The organism is Kitasatospora cineracea, assembly GCF_003751605.1.
GTDB classification, from domain to species: domain Bacteria; phylum Actinomycetota; class Actinomycetes; order Streptomycetales; family Streptomycetaceae; genus Kitasatospora; species Kitasatospora cineracea.
This window is the reverse complement of record NZ_RJVJ01000001.1, coordinates 972,863-989,311: the sequence shown is the minus strand read 5'-3', so window position 1 is coordinate 989,311 and position 16,449 is coordinate 972,863. Positions and strand designations below refer to the sequence as shown.

15 protein-coding genes are annotated in these 16,449 nt (G+C 73.9%); 13 read left to right on the top strand and 2 right to left on the bottom strand.

Going from position 1 to position 16,449, the window contains the following annotated elements; all coding sequences use genetic code 11:
* Window positions 1-24: 24 nt before the first annotated feature.
* The 6 genes from dacB (at window position 25) to folE (ending at window position 7,798) form a co-directional block, all read left to right on the top strand.
* Complete coding sequence (gene dacB, locus EDD39_RS04320) at window positions 25-1,545, top strand: D-alanyl-D-alanine carboxypeptidase/D-alanyl-D-alanine endopeptidase (protein WP_123553448.1); 1,521 nt, start codon at window positions 25-27, stop codon at window positions 1,543-1,545.
* Window positions 1,546-1,661: 116 nt separating this feature from the next.
* Window positions 1,662-2,819 (top strand): zinc-dependent metalloprotease, encoded by a 1,158-nt coding sequence (locus EDD39_RS04315; RefSeq protein ID WP_123553447.1) that lies wholly within the window; start codon window positions 1,662-1,664, stop codon window positions 2,817-2,819.
* A 231-nt stretch (window positions 2,820-3,050) separates the two neighbouring features.
* Window positions 3,051-4,184, top strand: a complete 1,134-nt coding sequence (tilS, locus tag EDD39_RS04310) for a tRNA lysidine(34) synthetase TilS (RefSeq protein ID WP_030458152.1) — start codon at window positions 3,051-3,053, stop codon at window positions 4,182-4,184.
* Between the two features lie 78 nt (window positions 4,185-4,262).
* Window positions 4,263-4,802 carry a hypoxanthine phosphoribosyltransferase gene (hpt, locus tag EDD39_RS04305; RefSeq protein WP_035953964.1) on the top strand — a complete coding sequence of 180 codons (540 nt, stop codon included), beginning with the start codon at window positions 4,263-4,265 and terminating at the stop codon, window positions 4,800-4,802.
* A 223-nt stretch (window positions 4,803-5,025) separates the two neighbouring features.
* Entirely contained in the window at window positions 5,026-7,068 is a 2,043-nt protein-coding gene (ftsH, locus tag EDD39_RS04300; protein WP_123553446.1) for an ATP-dependent zinc metalloprotease FtsH, read from the top strand.
* A 124-nt stretch (window positions 7,069-7,192) separates the two neighbouring features.
* The gene (folE, locus tag EDD39_RS04295; protein WP_123553445.1) at window positions 7,193-7,798 is read left to right on the top strand and encodes a GTP cyclohydrolase I FolE; all 606 of its coding nucleotides are present in this window, start codon (window positions 7,193-7,195) and stop codon (window positions 7,796-7,798) included.
* Between the two features lie 55 nt (window positions 7,799-7,853).
* Here folE and EDD39_RS04290 read toward each other — a convergent pair whose 3' ends face one another.
* On the bottom strand, window positions 7,854-9,035 hold the full coding sequence (locus EDD39_RS04290) for an alpha/beta hydrolase (RefSeq protein WP_123553444.1): 1,182 nt from the start codon (window positions 9,033-9,035) through the stop codon (window positions 7,854-7,856).
* Between the two features lie 394 nt (window positions 9,036-9,429).
* Here EDD39_RS04290 and EDD39_RS04285 point away from each other — a divergent pair, with 394 nt between their 5' ends.
* The 7 genes from EDD39_RS04285 (at window position 9,430) to EDD39_RS41900 (ending at window position 15,760) form a co-directional block, all read left to right on the top strand.
* Window positions 9,430-11,268 carry a phosphatidylglycerol lysyltransferase domain-containing protein gene (locus EDD39_RS04285; protein WP_244256597.1) on the top strand — a complete coding sequence of 613 codons (1,839 nt, stop codon included), beginning with the start codon at window positions 9,430-9,432 and terminating at the stop codon, window positions 11,266-11,268.
* A 235-nt stretch (window positions 11,269-11,503) separates the two neighbouring features.
* Complete coding sequence (gene folP / locus EDD39_RS04280) at window positions 11,504-12,370, top strand: dihydropteroate synthase (protein WP_123553442.1); 867 nt, start codon at window positions 11,504-11,506, stop codon at window positions 12,368-12,370.
* Window positions 12,371-12,372: 2 nt separating this feature from the next.
* Complete coding sequence (locus tag EDD39_RS04275) at window positions 12,373-12,873, top strand: nuclear transport factor 2 family protein (protein ID WP_208765448.1); 501 nt, start codon at window positions 12,373-12,375, stop codon at window positions 12,871-12,873.
* A 166-nt stretch (window positions 12,874-13,039) separates the two neighbouring features.
* The gene (gene folB, locus EDD39_RS04270) at window positions 13,040-13,399 is read left to right on the top strand and encodes a dihydroneopterin aldolase (protein ID WP_123560131.1); all 360 of its coding nucleotides are present in this window, start codon (window positions 13,040-13,042) and stop codon (window positions 13,397-13,399) included.
* Window positions 13,396-14,034, top strand: a complete 639-nt coding sequence (folK, locus tag EDD39_RS04265; protein WP_425269738.1) for a 2-amino-4-hydroxy-6-hydroxymethyldihydropteridine diphosphokinase — start codon at window positions 13,396-13,398, stop codon at window positions 14,032-14,034. Before folB ends, folK begins: the two co-directional genes overlap by 4 nt.
* Before the next feature lie 122 nt (window positions 14,035-14,156).
* Window positions 14,157-14,654 carry a DUF3180 domain-containing protein gene (locus tag EDD39_RS04260; protein ID WP_030458142.1) on the top strand — a complete coding sequence of 166 codons (498 nt, stop codon included), beginning with the start codon at window positions 14,157-14,159 and terminating at the stop codon, window positions 14,652-14,654.
* 104 nt (window positions 14,655-14,758) lie between these two features.
* On the top strand, window positions 14,759-15,760 hold the full coding sequence (locus EDD39_RS41900) for a hypothetical protein (RefSeq protein ID WP_123817683.1): 1,002 nt from the start codon (window positions 14,759-14,761) through the stop codon (window positions 15,758-15,760).
* 69 nt (window positions 15,761-15,829) lie between these two features.
* Here the strand turns inward: EDD39_RS41900 and EDD39_RS04250 are convergent, their stop codons facing one another.
* On the bottom strand, window positions 15,830-16,405 hold the full coding sequence (locus tag EDD39_RS04250) for a TerD family protein (RefSeq protein ID WP_123553439.1): 576 nt from the start codon (window positions 16,403-16,405) through the stop codon (window positions 15,830-15,832).
* Window positions 16,406-16,449 lie beyond the last annotated feature (44 nt).

Below are 16,449 nucleotides of genomic sequence, written 5' to 3'. Positions count from 1 at the left end.
CGGTCGGTGAGATCAGGGACAGGGGTGGGACGCGGGCGCAGAGCCGCCCTCGCGGCCGCGCTGGGGGTGGTGCTGGCGGCCGGGGCGCTCACCGCGGACCCGGCCCTCGCCCAGCCCACGCCGAGCGCCGGGCACGGCCGGCACGCCGACGAGGGCAGTCAGGACGGCGACCGGGGCGGCGACCGGCAGGGCGACGGCCGCGGGGACGACAAGGACGGCGGCAGGAGCGACGGCCGGGGCGGCGGCGAGCAGCGCCGCGACGACCGGCACCGGGCCGTCCCGCTCAAGGGCCCGGTGCTGGCCGAGGGCGACGCCGCCGACAGCAAGGCGCCGACCGACGACGGGCTGCGCACCGCGCTCGGCGGCACCGTCCAGGACAAGGCGCTGGGCACCCTGAACTTCGCGGTCGCCGACGCCGCCACCGGCGAGTTCCTGTTCGGCGCCCAGGAGAGCACCCCGGCCACCCCCGCCTCCACCACCAAGCTCGCCACCGCGGTCGCCGCGCTCGCCCTGCTGCCCGCCGGGCACCGGATCGCCACCACCGTGGTCCGCGCCGCCCCCGGCGAGATCACCCTGGTCGGCGGCGGCGACCCCACCCTGACCGCGCTGCCCGCCGACCAGGTCCGGATCGGCGGCCTGCCGGCCGACCAGGACAGCGCCCCCGCCTCGATGGCCGACCTGGCCCACCGCACCGCCACCGCGCTGAAGGCCGCCGGCACCACCGAGGTGAAGCTCTCGTACGACACCTCGCTGTACACCGGTCCGCTGCTGCACCGTGACCACGACGCGATGAACATCGCCGCGGTCACCCCGCTGATGGTCGACGAGGGCCGGATCGACCCGCGCTCGCCCGACGAGGCCCCGGCCCGGGTGTTCGACCCGGCCGGGCAGGCCGCCGACTCCTTCGCCGGCTTCCTCGGGGCCGAGGGCGTCACCGTGCGGGGCAAGCCCGCCGCGGCCGCCGCGCCCGCCGAGGCCGCCGAACTGGCCCGGGTGGAGTCGCCGACGATCGGCCGGCTGGTCGAGCGGATGCTCACCACCTCCGACAACACGCTGGCCGAGGCGGTCGCCCGGCAGGCCGCGGTCGCCGCGAAGCAGCCCGCCAGCTTCGAGGGCGCGGCGAAGGCGGTCACCGACGAGCTGGCCGGGCTCGGGGTGCCGCTGGACGGCGTGCTGCTCACCGACGGCAGCGGCCTGGCCAAGGCCAACCTGATCCCGCCGATCACCCTGGTGAAGCTGCTCGCGGTGGCCGCCGCCCCCGCCCACCCGGAGCTGCGCCCGGTGATCACCGGCCTCCCGGTGGCCGGTTTCTCCGGCACCCTGGTGAACCGTTTCGGTGCGAAGTCCGGCGCCGGGGAGGCCGCCGGCATCGTCCGGGCCAAGACCGGCACCCTCCAGGGCGTCAACACCCTGGCCGGCACCGTGGTCGACGCCGACGGCCGGGTGCTGGCCTTCGCCCTGATGACCCGCACCGACGCCGACCCGGCCGCCGCCCGCGCCGCCGTGGACCGGATCGTCGCCCGGATCGCCGCCTGCGGCTGCTGACCCGGCCCGGCCGGCCGCAGCGGGCTTCCCCCCGGAGCCCGCTGACGGCGCGTCACCTCGCGGTCCGGGCTGGTGCGTCCCTCCCCCGGGCGGGGGCGAGCACGTACGGTGAGGGCATGACGAGCGCGAGCGGCGGTGCGGAGATGATCGACTGGAACCTCGCGGTGGCGACCGCGGTGCGGCTCGCCCGGCCGGGGCCGCGGATCGGTCGGGACGAGGCCCGGGCCGCCGTCGCCGAGCTGCGCCGGCACGCCGCGGAGGCCGAGCGGCACGTGCGCGAGTACACCGGCATGGGGTCGGCCTCGGCGGCGGGCACCCCGGTGCTGGTGGTGGACCGGCCGGGCTGGGTGCGGGCCAACGTGGCGGGCTTCCGGACGGTGGTGCGGCCGCTGACCGAGAAGCTGGCGGCCCGCCGGGAGGGCGGCGGGCTCGGCGCGGCGGCCGGCGCGGCCGGCGCGAAGGCCACCGGGGTGGAGGTCGGCGTGGTGCTGGCCTTCCTGTCGGCGAAGGTGCTCGGCCAGTACGAGACCTTCGCCCCGGCCGAGCTGCCGAGCGCCCCGGACACCCCGGAGGGCCTGTTCGACCAGCCGCGGCGCGGTCTGCCCGTCCCGCCCGGGCGGCTGCTGCTGGTGGCGCCGAACATCGTCCAGGTGGAGCGCGAACTCGACGTCGCCCCGCACGACTTCCGGCTCTGGGTGTGCCTGCACGAGGAGACCCACCGGACCCAGTTCAGCGCGGTGCCCTGGCTGCGCGACCATATCCAGTCCGAGGTGCAGGACTTCCTGGCGCAGACCGACGTCGACCCGGCGGCCTTCCTGGAGCGGCTGCGCGAGGCGCTCGGCGGCCTGCCCGTCCCGGGCCTGGGCGGCACCCGGCGGGAGGGCGGCGTGCCCAGCGTGACCGACCTGGTGCAGACGCCCGCGCAGCGGGAGATCCTGGCCCGGCTGACGGCGGTGATGTCGCTGCTGGAGGGCCACGCGGACGTGGTGATGGACGGGGTGGGACCGGCGGTGGTGCCCTCGGTGGCGGAGATCCGGGAGAAGTTCCAGCGCCGCCGCGACCGCGGCAGCGGCCGCCTCGACCTGGCGCTGCGCCGGCTGCTCGGGATGGACGCCAAGCTGCGGCAGTACCAGGACGGCGCGGTGTTCGTCCGCGGCGTGGTGGAGCGGGTCGGGATGGACGGCTTCAACCGGGTGTGGACCTCGCCGAACACGCTGCCGACCAAGGAGGAGGTCCACGACCCGGGCTCCTGGGTGGCCCGGGTGATCGGTTGAGCGCGGTTCCCGGACCGGTGCGCGTCCGGTCCCGACCGGCCCGTCGACCGGGTGAGTCGTACACCTGGAGGCAGCCGTAACGTTTCTCCATTCACCCGTACGTGGGACGGTGGATCCGCCGTTGGCGCGGGTGGCGTGGGCGGTGGCCGGATTCTGCGACCATCTGTGAGCGCCTGGTGACCGAGAGCTGACCGGTGCCGACGAACCCCCCTCCGCCAAGGAGTGCCAACCATGGGCCCACACCCCGCTGTCGCGGCGATACGCCTCGCCGTCCGCCGTACCCTTGCCGAACTCGCCGCGGAGGCGGGTGTCGTCCCCGGCGGGCAGGACCGCCCGCGGACGCCCGCGCCGGTGCCGGTGCCCGCGCTGGCCGGCACCGCGACGGTGCCCGGCACGCTGATCGGCAACGCCCGCCGGCACCCCTCCGGCCTGCCCCGCACGCCCGCCGCGCCCGGCTCCCCGCTGGTGCTGGTGGCGGTCTCCGGCGGCGCCGACTCGATGGCGCTGGCCACCGCCACCGCCTTCGAGGCCCCCAAGCTCGGCCTGCGGGTCGGCGCGGTGACCGTCGACCACGGCCTGCAGGACGGCTCGGCCGAGCGCGCCGAGCAGGTCGCCGTCCGGCTGCGCGAACTCGGCCTGGACCCGGTGGAGGCGGTCGCCGTCCGGGTGGGCCGCGGGGGCGGCCCGGAGAACGCCGCCCGGGACGCCCGCTACGCCGCGCTCGACCTGGCCGCCGAGCGCCACGGCGCGCTCGCCGTGCTGCTCGGCCACACCCGCGACGACCAGGCGGAGACCGTGCTGCTGGGCCTGGCCCGCGGCTCCGGGGCCCGCTCGCTGGCCGGGATGCCCGCCCAGAAGGGCCGCTACCGCCGCCCGCTGCTGGAGCTGGACCGGGCCGCCACCCGGCAGGCCTGCGCCGCGCAGTCCATCCCGGTCTGGGACGACCCGCACAACGCCGACCCGGCCTACACCCGCTCCCGGGTCCGGCACGAGGTGCTGCCGGTGCTGGAGAAGCACCTGGGCGGCGGCGTGGTGGAGGCGCTGGCCCGCACCGCCCGGCTGTTCCGCGACGACGCCGACGCCCTCGACCAGTGGGCCGCCCTGGCCGAGCGCGACCTGCGCTCCCCGGACGGCGCCCTGGACGTGGGCAAGCTCGCCGAACTGCCCCCCGCCGTGCGCCGCCGGGTGCTGCGCCGGGCCGCACTGCGCGCGGGCTGCCCGGCCGGCGACCTGTTCGCCCGCCACCTGGAGACGGTGGACCTGCTGGTCACCGGCTGGCGCGGCCAGGGCCCGCTGCACCTACCCGGGGGCGTCGAAGCCGTGCGCCGGTGTGGCACGCTGGTGTTTCGGAGGCAGGGCGGCTGAGCACGAACCAGTCGTACTACCGCCGCCGAACCCAGACCCCGAACGTTTGAGGACGTATCCCCGGTGGACCAGAACGACATGGGCGCAGACCTCGCGAAGGTGCTCATCAGCAAGGACGAGATCGACGCCAAGCTGGCGGAGCTGGCCGCACGGATCGATCAGGACTACGCGGGGAAGGACCTGCTGCTGGTCGGCGTCCTCAAGGGCGCCGTGATGGTGATGGCCGACCTGGCCCGGACGCTGCACAGCCAGGTGACCATGGACTGGATGGCGGTCTCCTCGTACGGGATGGGCACCAAGTCCTCCGGCGTGGTCCGGATCCTCAAGGACCTGGACACCGACATCGCCGGCAAGGACGTGCTGATCGTCGAGGACATCATCGACTCCGGTCTGACGCTGTCCTGGCTGCTCGGCAACCTGGGTTCGCGCGGCCCGGCCTCGCTCAAGGTGTGCACCCTGCTGCGCAAGCCGGACGCCGCCAAGGTGGAGATCGACGTCGAGTACGTCGGCTTCGACATCCCCAACGAGTTCGTGGTCGGCTACGGCCTGGACTACGCCGAGAAGCTGCGCAACCTGCCGTTCATCGGCACGCTGGCGCCGCACGTCTACGGCGGCTGAACCGTCCGGGCGACGGGTGGGAACAGTGTCCCGTTCCCACCCGTTGTGCGGGGGTAGGAAAATAGCCCGCACCGTGGTGCGATCCCGCCGGGACCGGGGGTCGCTGCGGTACGGTCCAATCAAACGCTCGTCTTACGAGCACATATCGGATGCGCCGAGGCCCCACAGCCGAGCAGCGCCCGTTGAACTGGCAGGAGGGACGGGGCGGTGACGCCCCGCATGGATGGACGTCAAGCGATACTTCCGTGCGCCGATCATGTGGGTCGTGCTGGCCGCCCTCGCCGTGTTCGCGTTGATGGAGCTCGTCTCGGATTCGAGCGGCTACAAGACTGCGGACACCGGGCAGATCGTCAGCGCCATCGACAACAACCAGGTGAAGTCGGCGCAGCTCACCACCGGTGACTCGAACCTCATCAAGATCCAGCTGCAGGACGGTCAGAAGCTGAAGGCCGGCTCGAACGGCAAGTCGCCGTCCGGCACCCGCTTCCAGGCCTCCTACACCGGCGAGCAGCAGGCCGCCGATCTGGCCAAGACCCTGCAGGACAAGTACGCCGGCGGGCAGATCGCCGACGGTTACACGGTCAGCCCCGAGAAGCAGTCGACGATCGTCAGTCTGCTCTTCTCGATGCTCCCGATCGTGATCATCGTCCTGGTCTTCCTGTTCCTGATGAACCAGATGCAGGGCGGCGGCTCCCGGGTCATGCAGTTCGGCAAGTCCAAGGCCAAGCTGCTCACCAAGGACACCCCGAAGACCACCTTCGCGGACGTCGCGGGCGCCGACGAGGCGGTCGAGGAGCTCCACGAGATCAAGGAGTTCCTGCAGGAGCCGGCCAAGTTCCAGGCGGTCGGCGCCAAGATCCCCAAGGGCGTGCTGCTGTACGGCCCGCCCGGCACCGGCAAGACCCTGCTGGCCCGCGCCGTCGCGGGCGAGGCGGGCGTGCCGTTCTACTCGATCTCCGGCTCCGACTTCGTCGAGATGTTCGTCGGCGTCGGCGCCAGCCGCGTCCGCGACCTGTTCGAGCAGGCCAAGGCGAACGCCCCGGCGATCATCTTCGTCGACGAGATCGACGCCGTCGGCCGGCACCGCGGTGCGGGCCTCGGCGGCGGCCACGACGAGCGCGAGCAGACCCTCAACCAGCTGCTGGTCGAGATGGACGGCTTCGACGTCAAGGGCGGCGTCATCCTGATCGCCGCCACCAACCGCCCCGACATCCTGGACCCGGCGCTGCTGCGCCCCGGCCGCTTCGACCGGCAGATCGCGGTCGACCGTCCGGACCTCCAGGGCCGGCTGGACATCCTCAAGGTGCACCAGAAGGGCAAGCCGATCGCGCCGGACGTCGACCTGTCGGCCGTCGCCAAGCGCACCCCCGGCTTCACCGGCGCCGACCTGTCGAACGTGCTGAACGAGGCGGCGCTGCTCACCGCGCGCTCCGAGAAGAAGCTGATCGACAACCAGATGCTGGACGAGGCGATCGACCGCGTCGTGGCCGGTCCGCAGAAGCGCTCGCGGATCATGTCCGAGAAGGAGAAGAAGATCACCGCGTACCACGAGGGCGGCCACGCCCTGGTCGCGGCGGCCTGCAACTACTCCGACCCGGTGCACAAGATCACCATCCTGTCCCGGGGCCGCGCCCTGGGCTACACGATGGTGCTGCCGGACGAGGACAAGTACTCGACCACCCGCAACGAGATGCTCGACCAGCTGTCCTACATGCTGGGCGGCCGGGCGGCGGAGGAGCTGGTCTTCCACGACCCGACCACCGGCGCCTCGAACGACATCGAGAAGGCCACCGCCACCGCGCGGGCCATGGTCACCCAGTACGGCATGAGCGAGCGCCTCGGCGCGATCAAGTTCGGCTCCTCCGACTCCGAGCCGTTCCTCGGCCGCGAGATGGGCCACCAGCGCGACTACTCGGAAGAGGTCGCCGGGCTGGTGGACGAGGAGGTCAAGAAGCTGATCGAGACGGCGCACAACGACGCCTGGGAGATCCTGGTCGAGAACCGGGACGTGCTCGACAACCTGGTCCTCGAGCTGCTGGAGAAGGAGACGCTGAACAAGGAGCAGATCGCCGAGATCTTCACTCCGGTGATCAAGCGTCCCCCGCGTCCGGCCTGGACCGGGTCGGCCCGCCGCACCCCGTCCACCCGGCCGCCGGTGCAGTCGCCGAAGGAGCTGGCGCTGACCAACGGCGCCGCGCCGACCGCGGGCGACCCGGTCGACGTCGTGAAGCTCCCGCCGGTCGACGGCGGCCAGGTCGAGAGCTGACCGACCGCACAACCGTTCGGAATGGATGCCGCGTTTCCGGGGTTTGTACCCTGGAGGCGCGGCATTCGTGCTGCACCGACCCTCTTTACCGAGATTTTTCCGACTGACGAGCAGCGAGGCACGCATGATCGATCCGGTGACGCTCGACGGTGAGACCCCCGTCCGCGAGTTCGACCAGAAGCGGGCCGAGAACGCCGTCCGCGAGCTGCTGCTCGCCGTCGGGGAGGACCCGGACCGCGAGGGCCTGCTGGAGACGCCGGCCCGGGTGGCCCGCGCCTACCGGGAGATATTCGCCGGGCTGTGGCAGCAGCCGGAGGACGTGCTGACCACCACCTTCGACCTCGGCCACGACGAGATGGTGCTGGTCAAGGACATCGAGGTGTTCTCCACCTGCGAGCACCACCTGGTGCCGTTCCGCGGCGTCGCGCACGTCGGCTACATCCCGTCCACCAGCGGCAAGATCACCGGCCTGTCCAAGCTGGCCCGGCTGGTCGACGTGTACGCCCGCCGGCCGCAGGTGCAGGAGCGCCTGACCAGCCAGGTCGCCGACGCGCTGATGCGGATCCTGGAGCCGCGCGGCGCCATCGTGGTGTTCGAGTGCGAGCACATGTGCATGTCGATGCGCGGCATCCGCAAGCCCGGCGCCAAGACCATCACCTCCGCCGTCCGCGGCCAGCTGCGGGATCCGGCCACCCGCAATGAGGCGATGAGCCTCATCATCGGCCGCTGACGCACCGTCAGACCTCCGCAGGGGCGCCACCCGCCACGGGTGGCGCCCCTGCGCGTCAGGGCCGCGGCTCGCGGTCCGGCGGCGGGGCGAGGTGGTCGCCGAGCCACTCCAGGGTGGCGGGCAGCTCGCGGCGCCAGCTCTCGAAGGAGTGGCCGCCGTCGGGCAGGACGATCGAGTCGACCTCCAGCTCGGGGTGGGCCGCGGACACCTGCCGGGCCTCGGCCAGGAACTGCTCGGTGGCCGCGTAGTCGTCCTCGGCCCGGGTGGAGACCAGCAGCAGGTCGGCCCGCGGCGCGGGCAGGTGCTTCAGCCGCCAGTTCAGGTCGGACTGCTGGGCGGCGTCCTTGTCGCCGCGGAACAGGTCGCCGTCCGTCCAGCGGTCGTTGGGCACCGTGTAGTCGGCGTGCATCCCGGCCGCGGTCCGGAACGTGCCGGGGTGGCGCATCGCCAGCCGCAGCGCGCAGGACCCGCCGGTGGAGTAGCCGAACACGCCCCAGGAGTCCGCCGACCGGCCGACCCGGTACGCGGAGCGCACCGCGGCCGGGACGTCCTGGGCGAACCAGGTCTCCGCCTTCGGACCGCCCGGGACGTCCACGCACTCGGTGTTGCGCGGCGGGGCCACCGTCGGGCGGGCCATCACGATCACGGTCGGCGCCAGCTGCCCGGTGCGCTGCAGCTCGGCGGCGGTCTGCGGCAGCCGCAGCCCCTCGACCAGGTGCAGCGACGGGCCGGGGTAGCCGGCCAGGGCGAGCAGCACCGGGAAGCGCTCGCGGGCGTAGCGCGGGTTGAAGTACTCCGGCGGCAGGTAGACGAAGACCTGGTCGGACAGGCCGGAGGCGGGGCCGGCGATCCGCACCGAGTCGACCCGGCCGACCTCCTCCGGGGGGCCGGCGGGCAGCACGTCCCTGACGCCCTCCAGCCCGCCCTCGGTGGTGGGCCGCACCAGCTGCCCGCCCGCCGGGGCGGCCTCCGGGCCCTTGGCGGCGGCCAGTGCGAGCGGGGCGCCGCCGGGGCGCAGCAGGTCGTTCCAGGAGCTGTAGAAGCCGTACGCGTCGTTGACCGACAGCAGCAGCACGCCCAGCACCGCCAGTTGGGTGACCGTCAGCAGGCCGAGCCGTCCGAGCACCGGGAGCGGGCGCTGCCGGGCCAGCCGGGGCCACAGCCACAGGGTGCCGAGCAGGGCGGCGGCGGCCACCGCGGCCAGCGTGTACACCAGTGTCCGGCTGGTGAGCTCCATGCCTTCCGGTCCCTCCTCGACTCCCGCCCCGCCATCGTCATCTGACGGTCCGTCGGAAGCGAATGGGGGTACGCTGACCGGGCGTCGGAAACCCGTGCGAATAGCCCCGGTGCCGGAAGGGGAACCGTCGCAGTGGAACGCGGCGTCCATCGGGATGCCGGACGCGCCGAACCGCCGGTCGGGCGGGCACGGGTGCGGACGAGGCCGGGGAGTCGTGTCCCCCGGACCGATGAGCGCAACCGTTCGATCCGGGCCCCCGGCGAGCGGACCGGAACGCCCCGTGGACCGCACTTGACGTGCGGATTGCCAGAAAAAGGAACAGTCATGAAAGTCCATCACGCCCCTGTTCCCGGAGTGCGCGCGCAGCGTCCCGGTGCCTCTAGGCTGAGTTCCCATGAGCGCTCCCGTGTCCGCTGAGACGACATCCGACGCGCCCCGACACCGGGGCCTGCAGGCGCTCCGCAGCCAGGCCGCCGCAGTGCCGCGGGCCTGGCTGCCGGGCGCGGTCGGGTACGCCTGCCTGGCGATCGGCCTGATCGACATCGCCGTCGCGCTCTCGCCCCGGCTGCGGCTCACCCGGGTCCACACCGTGGTCGGCCAGCTGCCCGGCGGCACCACCTCGCTGGCCGCCGCCGGCACCCTGATGGTCGGCATGCTGCTGGTGCTGCTCGCGCACGCGCTGCGCCGCCGCAAGGCGCGCGCCTGGCGGGCGGTGTGCGTGCTGCTGCCGGTCGGCGCGGCGCTGCACCTGCTGCGCTGGCACCAGTTCGGGCAGGCCGTGGTCTCGCTGGCGCTGCTGGCCGTGATGCTGGTGCACCGGCGCGAGTTCTACGCCAAGGCCGACCCGCGCACCCGCTGGCGGGCGGTGGCCGCGTTCGTGCTGCTCGGCGCGGTGTCGGTGGGCCTCGGCCTGGTCGTGGTGTCGGTCCGCTGGAAGGCGGAGGTCGGCGACCCGTCGCTGTTCCAGCGCCTGGAGCAGGTCGGCTACGGCCTGTTCGGCTTCGAGGGGCCGATCCACTACACCTCCGACCGGATCAGCGACCTGGTCGGCTACTCGCTCGGCGCGCTCGGCCTGGTCACCGCGCTGAGCACCGCCTACCTGGCGCTGCGCCCGGAGAAGCCCGAACCCGAGCTCACCCCCGAGGACGAGGTCCGGGTGCGCGAGCTGCTGGCCCGGCACGGCCGGCGCGACTCGCTCGGCTACTTCGCGCTGCGCCGCGACAAGAGCGTGCTGTTCTCGCCCACCGGCAAGGCCGCGATCTCCTACCGGGTGGTCTCCGGCGTGATGCTCGCCTCCGGCGACCCGGTCGGCGACGTCGAGGCCTGGCCCGGCGCGATCAAGGTCTTCATGGCGACCGCCCGCGAGCACGCCTGGGCCCCGGCCGTGATGGGCTGCTCCGAGGTCGGCGGCGAGGTGTGGACCCGGGAGGCCGGGCTGGACGCGATCGAGCTCGGCGACGAGGCGATCGTCGACACCGCCGCCTTCTCGCTCTCCGGCCGCGCCATGCGCAACGTCCGGCAGATGGTCAAGCGGATCGAGCGCAACGGCTACTCCTGCAAGGTGCGCCGGGTCGGCGACCTCACCCTGGAGGAGAAGCGGCAGATCGGCGACGCGGCGGCCCGCTGGCGCGGCACCGACACCGAGCGCGGCTTCTCCATGGCGCTCGGCCGGTTCGGCGACGCCGGGGACGACGACTGCGTGGTCGTCACCGCGCACAAGACCCCCGAGGAGGGGCAGCCGGCCACCGGCGACGACCTGAAGGCGGTGCTGCACTTCGTCCCGTGGGGCGAGGACGGCATCTCGCTGGAGCTGATGCGCCGCGACCGGGAGGCCGACCCGGGCCTGAACGAACTGCTGATCGTCGCCGCCCTCCAGGAGGTCGGGGCGATGGGCGTGCGCCGGGTCTCGCTGAACTTCGCGATGTTCCGCTCGGCGCTGGCCCGCGGCGAGCGGATCGGGGCCGGGCCGGTGCTGCGGGCCTGGCGCGGGCTGCTGGTGTTCCTGTCGCGCTGGTTCCAGATCGAGTCGCTGTACAAGTTCAACGCGAAGTTCCAGCCCACCTGGGAGCCGCGCTTCCTGGTCTACCAGCACACCCGCGACCTGCCGCGGATCGGCTTCGCCGCGATGCAGGCCGAGGCGTTCATCACCCTCGGCATGCCGCGGTTCGGCCGCAAGCGGCAGCGCCAGGGCCTGATGCAGGAGCCTGCGGCGCAGCTGGGCAAGGCGGCGTAAGCGACAGCCGGGGCGGGGGAGAGCAGGGCGCAAGCCGGGGCGCGGGGAACTGCGCGCGGAGGGAGTCGCACGTCGGTGCGGTCGCGGGATAGTGCAACACACTGTCCTGCGGGGCGATCTGGCTGTGCGTGCTCGGTTGGCCGCGCAGTTCCCCGCGCCCCTGCTTGCGCAGGGTCTGGTGCGGCAGGTCTTCCCGTGGCCCTGGTTTCGCAGGGTTTTCGGGGGTGCGTCGATAATGGGACGCATGAGCGAGAACGTCCCCGGTCTGCCCGTCCTCGAACGCTGTGCGGTGATGGGGGTGGTCAACGTCACGCCGGACTCCTTCTCGGACGGCGGGATGTGGCTGGACCCGGCGAAGGCGGTCGCGCACGGGCTGGACCTGGTGGCGCGCGGGGCGGACCTGGTGGACGTGGGGGGTGAGTCGACCCGGCCGGGGGCGGTGCGGGTGACCGAGGCGGAGGAGTTGCGCCGGGTGGTTCCGGTGGTCACCGAGCTGGCCCGGGCCGGGGTGGTGGTCTCGGTGGACACGATGCGGGCGGGTGTCGCCGCGGCGGCCGTCGCGGCGGGCGCCCGGGTGGTCAACGACGTCTCCGGCGGGCTCGCGGACCCGGAGATGGCGGGCGTGGTCGCCGACACCGGCGCGCCGTTCGTGGTGATGCACTGGCGCGGCCAGTCCGCGGACATGGACGCCCTCGCGGTGTACGGCGACGTGGTCGCGGACGTGGTGCGGGAACTGACCGTCCGGGTCGAGGAGTTGCTGGGCGCGGGCGTCAAGCAGGAGCAGCTGATCCTGGACCCCGGCCTGGGGTTCGCCAAGACCGGGGCGCACAACTGGGCGCTGCTGGGCCGGCTGGACGCGCTGACGGCGCTGGGACGGCCGGTGCTGGTGGCGGCTTCGCGCAAGCGCTTCCTGGGTACGCTGCTGGCCGACCCGGAAACCGGGGAGCTGCGCCCGGCGCGGCAGCGGGACGACGCCACGGCGGCGGTCTCGGTGCTGTCGGCGAAGGCGGGCGCCTGGGCGGTCCGGGTGCACGACGTGTCCGGCACGGCTGACGCCGTGAGAGTCGTCGCGGCCTGGGAGCAGGCGGCGCAGAGGGGGTAGACGTGGCGGATGCAGTGAGCGGCGGCAACGACCGGGCAGCGGCGCTGGAGCCGGACGAGGAAGCCGTCCTGGCGGTCAACCAGGCGTTGTACGAGGCGCTGGAGAACGGCGACCTGGAGGCCGTCGAGGAGATCTGGCTGGGGCCGGACGAGGCGGACGACAAGGGCGGGGTGTTCTGCGTCCACCCGGGCTGGCCGGTGCTGATCGGCCGGGCTCAGGTGACCAGGTCCTACATGCTGATCATGGCGAACACCGAGTACATCCAGTTCTTCCTGACCGACGTCGAGGTGGACGTGCAGGGCGATGTGGCGCTGGTCACCTGCACGGAGAACATCCTGTCCGGTGGCGAGCCGGAGGAGGAGGGCGAGCTGGGGCCGCTGGTGGGCGGCAAGGTGGTCTCGACGAACCTGTTCCGGCGGACGTCAGGGGGCTGGAAGCTGTGGTCGCACCACGGGTCGCCGGTCCTCACCAGTGGGGACGACGAGGACGACGAGGACGAGTAGCGGCGCCGCGTCAAGGGCCGCGGCGGCCGGTCCGATCGGGTGGGCGGCCGGGGAGGCGGGCCCGGGCGGTCGGTGCTCGAAGGTAGATTCGAGGCGCGGCGGGCGACGGTGCCCGCCGTTCCCCGCCCCCGGGCGGGGCCGTCAGCTGGGAGCAGTGATTCTTTTGCTGGACCGCGTCACCCTGCGCGGGCTCCGTGCCCGCGGCCACCACGGCGTCTTCGAGCGCGAGCGGATCGAGGGGCAGACCTTCGTGGTCGACCTGACGCTGTTCCTCGACACCCGCCCGGCCGCCGCGGGCGACGACCTGACCCGCACCGCCCACTACGGCGTGATCGCGGAGGAGGCCACCGCGGTGATCGCGGGCGATCCGGTCGACCTGATCGAGACGCTGGCCCAGCGGATCGCCGACCAGTGCCTGCGCCACGAGGTGGTCGAGGAGGTCGAGGTCACCGTGCACAAGCCGGACGCCCCGATCACCGTCCCGTTCGACGACGTCACCATCACGATCCGCCGGGGCCGCGCCTGACCGCGCCCGGTGGAGCCCGAGCAGAGGGAACTCCATTGGCCACGACCGACCCGACCGCCACGCCGACCACGTTCGACCTGCAGGGCAGGGTGGACCGCGTGGAGTCCACCCTGCACAGCCCCCGCACCGCCGCCGTCGCCCTGGGCAGCAACCTGGGCAACCGCCTGGAGACCCTGCAGGGCGCCGTCGACGCGCTGGAGGACACCCCCGGGGTGCGGGTGACCGCACTGTCCGCGGTGTACGAGACCGACGCCGTCGGCGGCCCGGAGGACCAGCCGAGCTACTTCAACGCCGTCGCCGTGCTGCGCACCTCGCTGCCCCCGCAGGACCTGCTGGAGCGGGCCAACGCGGTGGAGGACGCCTTCGGCCGGGTCCGCGAGGTCCGCTGGGGGCCGCGCACCCTGGACGTCGACGTGCTCGCCTACGAGGGCGTCACCAGCGACGACCCGCACCTGACGCTGCCCCACCCGCGGGCGCACGAGCGGGCGTTCGTGCTGGCCCCCTGGCAGGACGCCGACCCGGCGGCCGAGGTACCGGGCCACGGGCCGGTCGCCGAGCTGCTGGCGGGCCTCGGCGGGGCCGAGGCGCAGGGCGTGCGGCTGCGCGGGGACCTGCAGCTGCGGCTGCCCGAGTAGCCGGGGCGGGCCCCGGGAACTTCCGGGCGCACGCGGGCGTAGCTCCCTGCGGGTGCGACCGGGCCGGTACGGTGGCCTGGTCGTGTCCCCGCCGTCGTACCACTGGAAGGAAGCCCGTCCGCGTGAAGCCGCTCCGTCTCCGCCTGCTGCTCGGCATCACCGCGATCACCGGGCTGCTGTCCTGGGGCGGCGCCCGGCTGTGGGACTCGCTGGGCACGCTGCCCGGGGTGCCCGCCTACGCGCCGTACGTGCTGGCGGCGATCGCCGTGGTGCTGCTGGCCGCGGCGGTGTCGCTGCGCTCCCGGCTGAAGGCGGTGCGCGAGCGGCAGCCCGGCGCCAAGGGCGTCGACCCGCTGCACGCGGCCCGGGCGCTGGTGCTGGGGCAGGCCAGCGCGCTGGTGTCCGCGGTGGTGACCGGGATCTACGCGGGCGTCGGGGTGTTCCTGCTCGGCTCGCTGGACGTCGCGGCCCGCCGGACGCAGGCGGCCACCGCGCTGTTCGCGGTGCTGGCCGGCGCGGCGGTGATCGCGGTGGCGCTGTGGCTGCAGCACATCTGCAAGCTCCCCGAGGACCACGACGACCCCGAGCACCCGCGCGGGACGGCCGCCTCCCCGCGCTGACGCACCGTCACGACGCCGTCGCCGTCCGTGGTTCTCGCGGACTGTCAAGGCCCGAACGGGGGGTGAGGCTGACAGCGCCGCGATTCGCACGCTAGTTTCTAGCCATGTCTCGCGGACGCCACCGTCATTCCTCCGTCCTCGGCCGGCTGCTGCCCCCGGTCGCCTCCGGTGTGCTCGTGCTCGCGGCGGTGGCCGCGCTGGTGGCCAGTCCGGACCAGGTGGCGGCCCGTTCGGTGGGCGTCGCCGCGGTGGTCGCCGTGGTCGGCCTGGCGCTGGTGCTGCGCCAGCGGGACCGGGCCGCCCGGACGTCGGCCCAGCTGGCCGTGGTGCGCCGGATGCGGGCCGAGGAGCGCTACGAGGAGCAGATCGCCGAGGCCGAGTACGCGGCCGAGGTCGCCGAGGAGCGGGCCACCCGGTTCGGGCGGCGGCTGACCGCGGAGAAGTCCCGGCTGGCGAAGGCCGAGACCGAGATCGCCCGGCTGCTGCGCGAGCGCGCCGTGATGGTCGCCGAGCAGGCCCTGAAGGAGGCCGAGGCGGCCCGCCGGGCCGTGGAGGCCGCCCGCCCCAGGAACCCCGTCACGCCCGCCTCCTACGTCCGCGCGCAGGCCGCGCTGCGGCACCTGGAGCGGCAGGCGGCGGTCGCCGAGGCGCGCCGCGAGGTGGACGAGCGGGCCCAGGTCGAGCTGCGCCCGAAGGTGCCGGAGCCGGTGCCGGCGGGCGGGGCGGCGGCGCTGCGCCCGGTCGGCCCGGCGCTGCCCGTGCAGGAGCGCCCGGCGGTGCCGGCGCCGCAGCGGCCGCGGGCCACCGCGTTCAGCTTCTTCGGCCGCCCCGGTGCGGCCCGGGCCGCGCTGCGGGCGGGTGCCCCGGTCCCCGCGGTGGGCGACCTGGCGGACGTGGTGGGCGACGAGGCGCTGGCCGACAGCGAGCGCTACGCGGTGCCGTCCGGCGCGCCGGTGGACGCCGCGCAGCCGCCGCACCGGGCGGTGGAGCAGCCGCCGAGCCACCAGCACGCCGAGTCGGACACCGAGTCCGAGGTGGTCGACCTGACCGCGCACGACGAGACCGAGCTGCTGGAGCTGCCGGAGCTGCGGGCCGGCCGCTCCTGACCGCGCCGCCGCACGTGCGAACGGCCCCCCGGGTGCTTCCCGGGGGGCCGTTCGCGTGGTGGTGCGGGGTCAGACGTTGACGCCGAAGTCCTGGGCGATGCCGACCAGGCCGGAGGCGTAGCCCTGGCCGATGGCGCGGAACTTCCACTCCTCGCCGTTGCGGTACAGCTCGCCGAAGATCATCGCGGTCTCGGTGGCGGCGTCCTCGGAGAGGTCGTAGCGGGCGATCTCGGCGCCGCCGGCCTGGTTGACCACCCGGATGTAGGCGTTGCGGACCTGGCCGAAGCTCTGGCCGCGGTTGGTGCCGTCGTAGATGGTCACCGGGAAGACGATCTTGGTGACGTCGGCGGGCAGCGCGGCCAGGTTGACGTTGATCGACTCGTCGTCGCCCGCGCCCTCGCCGGTGCGGTTGTCACCGGCGTGCACCACGCTGCTGTCCGGGGTGCTGGTGTTGTTGAAGAAGACGAAGTGCCGGTCCGAGTAGACCTTGCCCTCGCCGTTCAGGACGATCGCGCTGGCGTCGAGGTCGAACTCGGCGCCGGTGGTGGTGCGCACGTCCCAGCCGAGGCCGACGCTGACCGCGGCCAGGCCGGGGGCCTCCTTGGTCAGCGAGACGTTGCCACCCTTGGTGAGGCTCACGGGCATGGTCTGTGGTGTCCCTTCGGTCGGTTCTGCCCAGAGAACGCGGG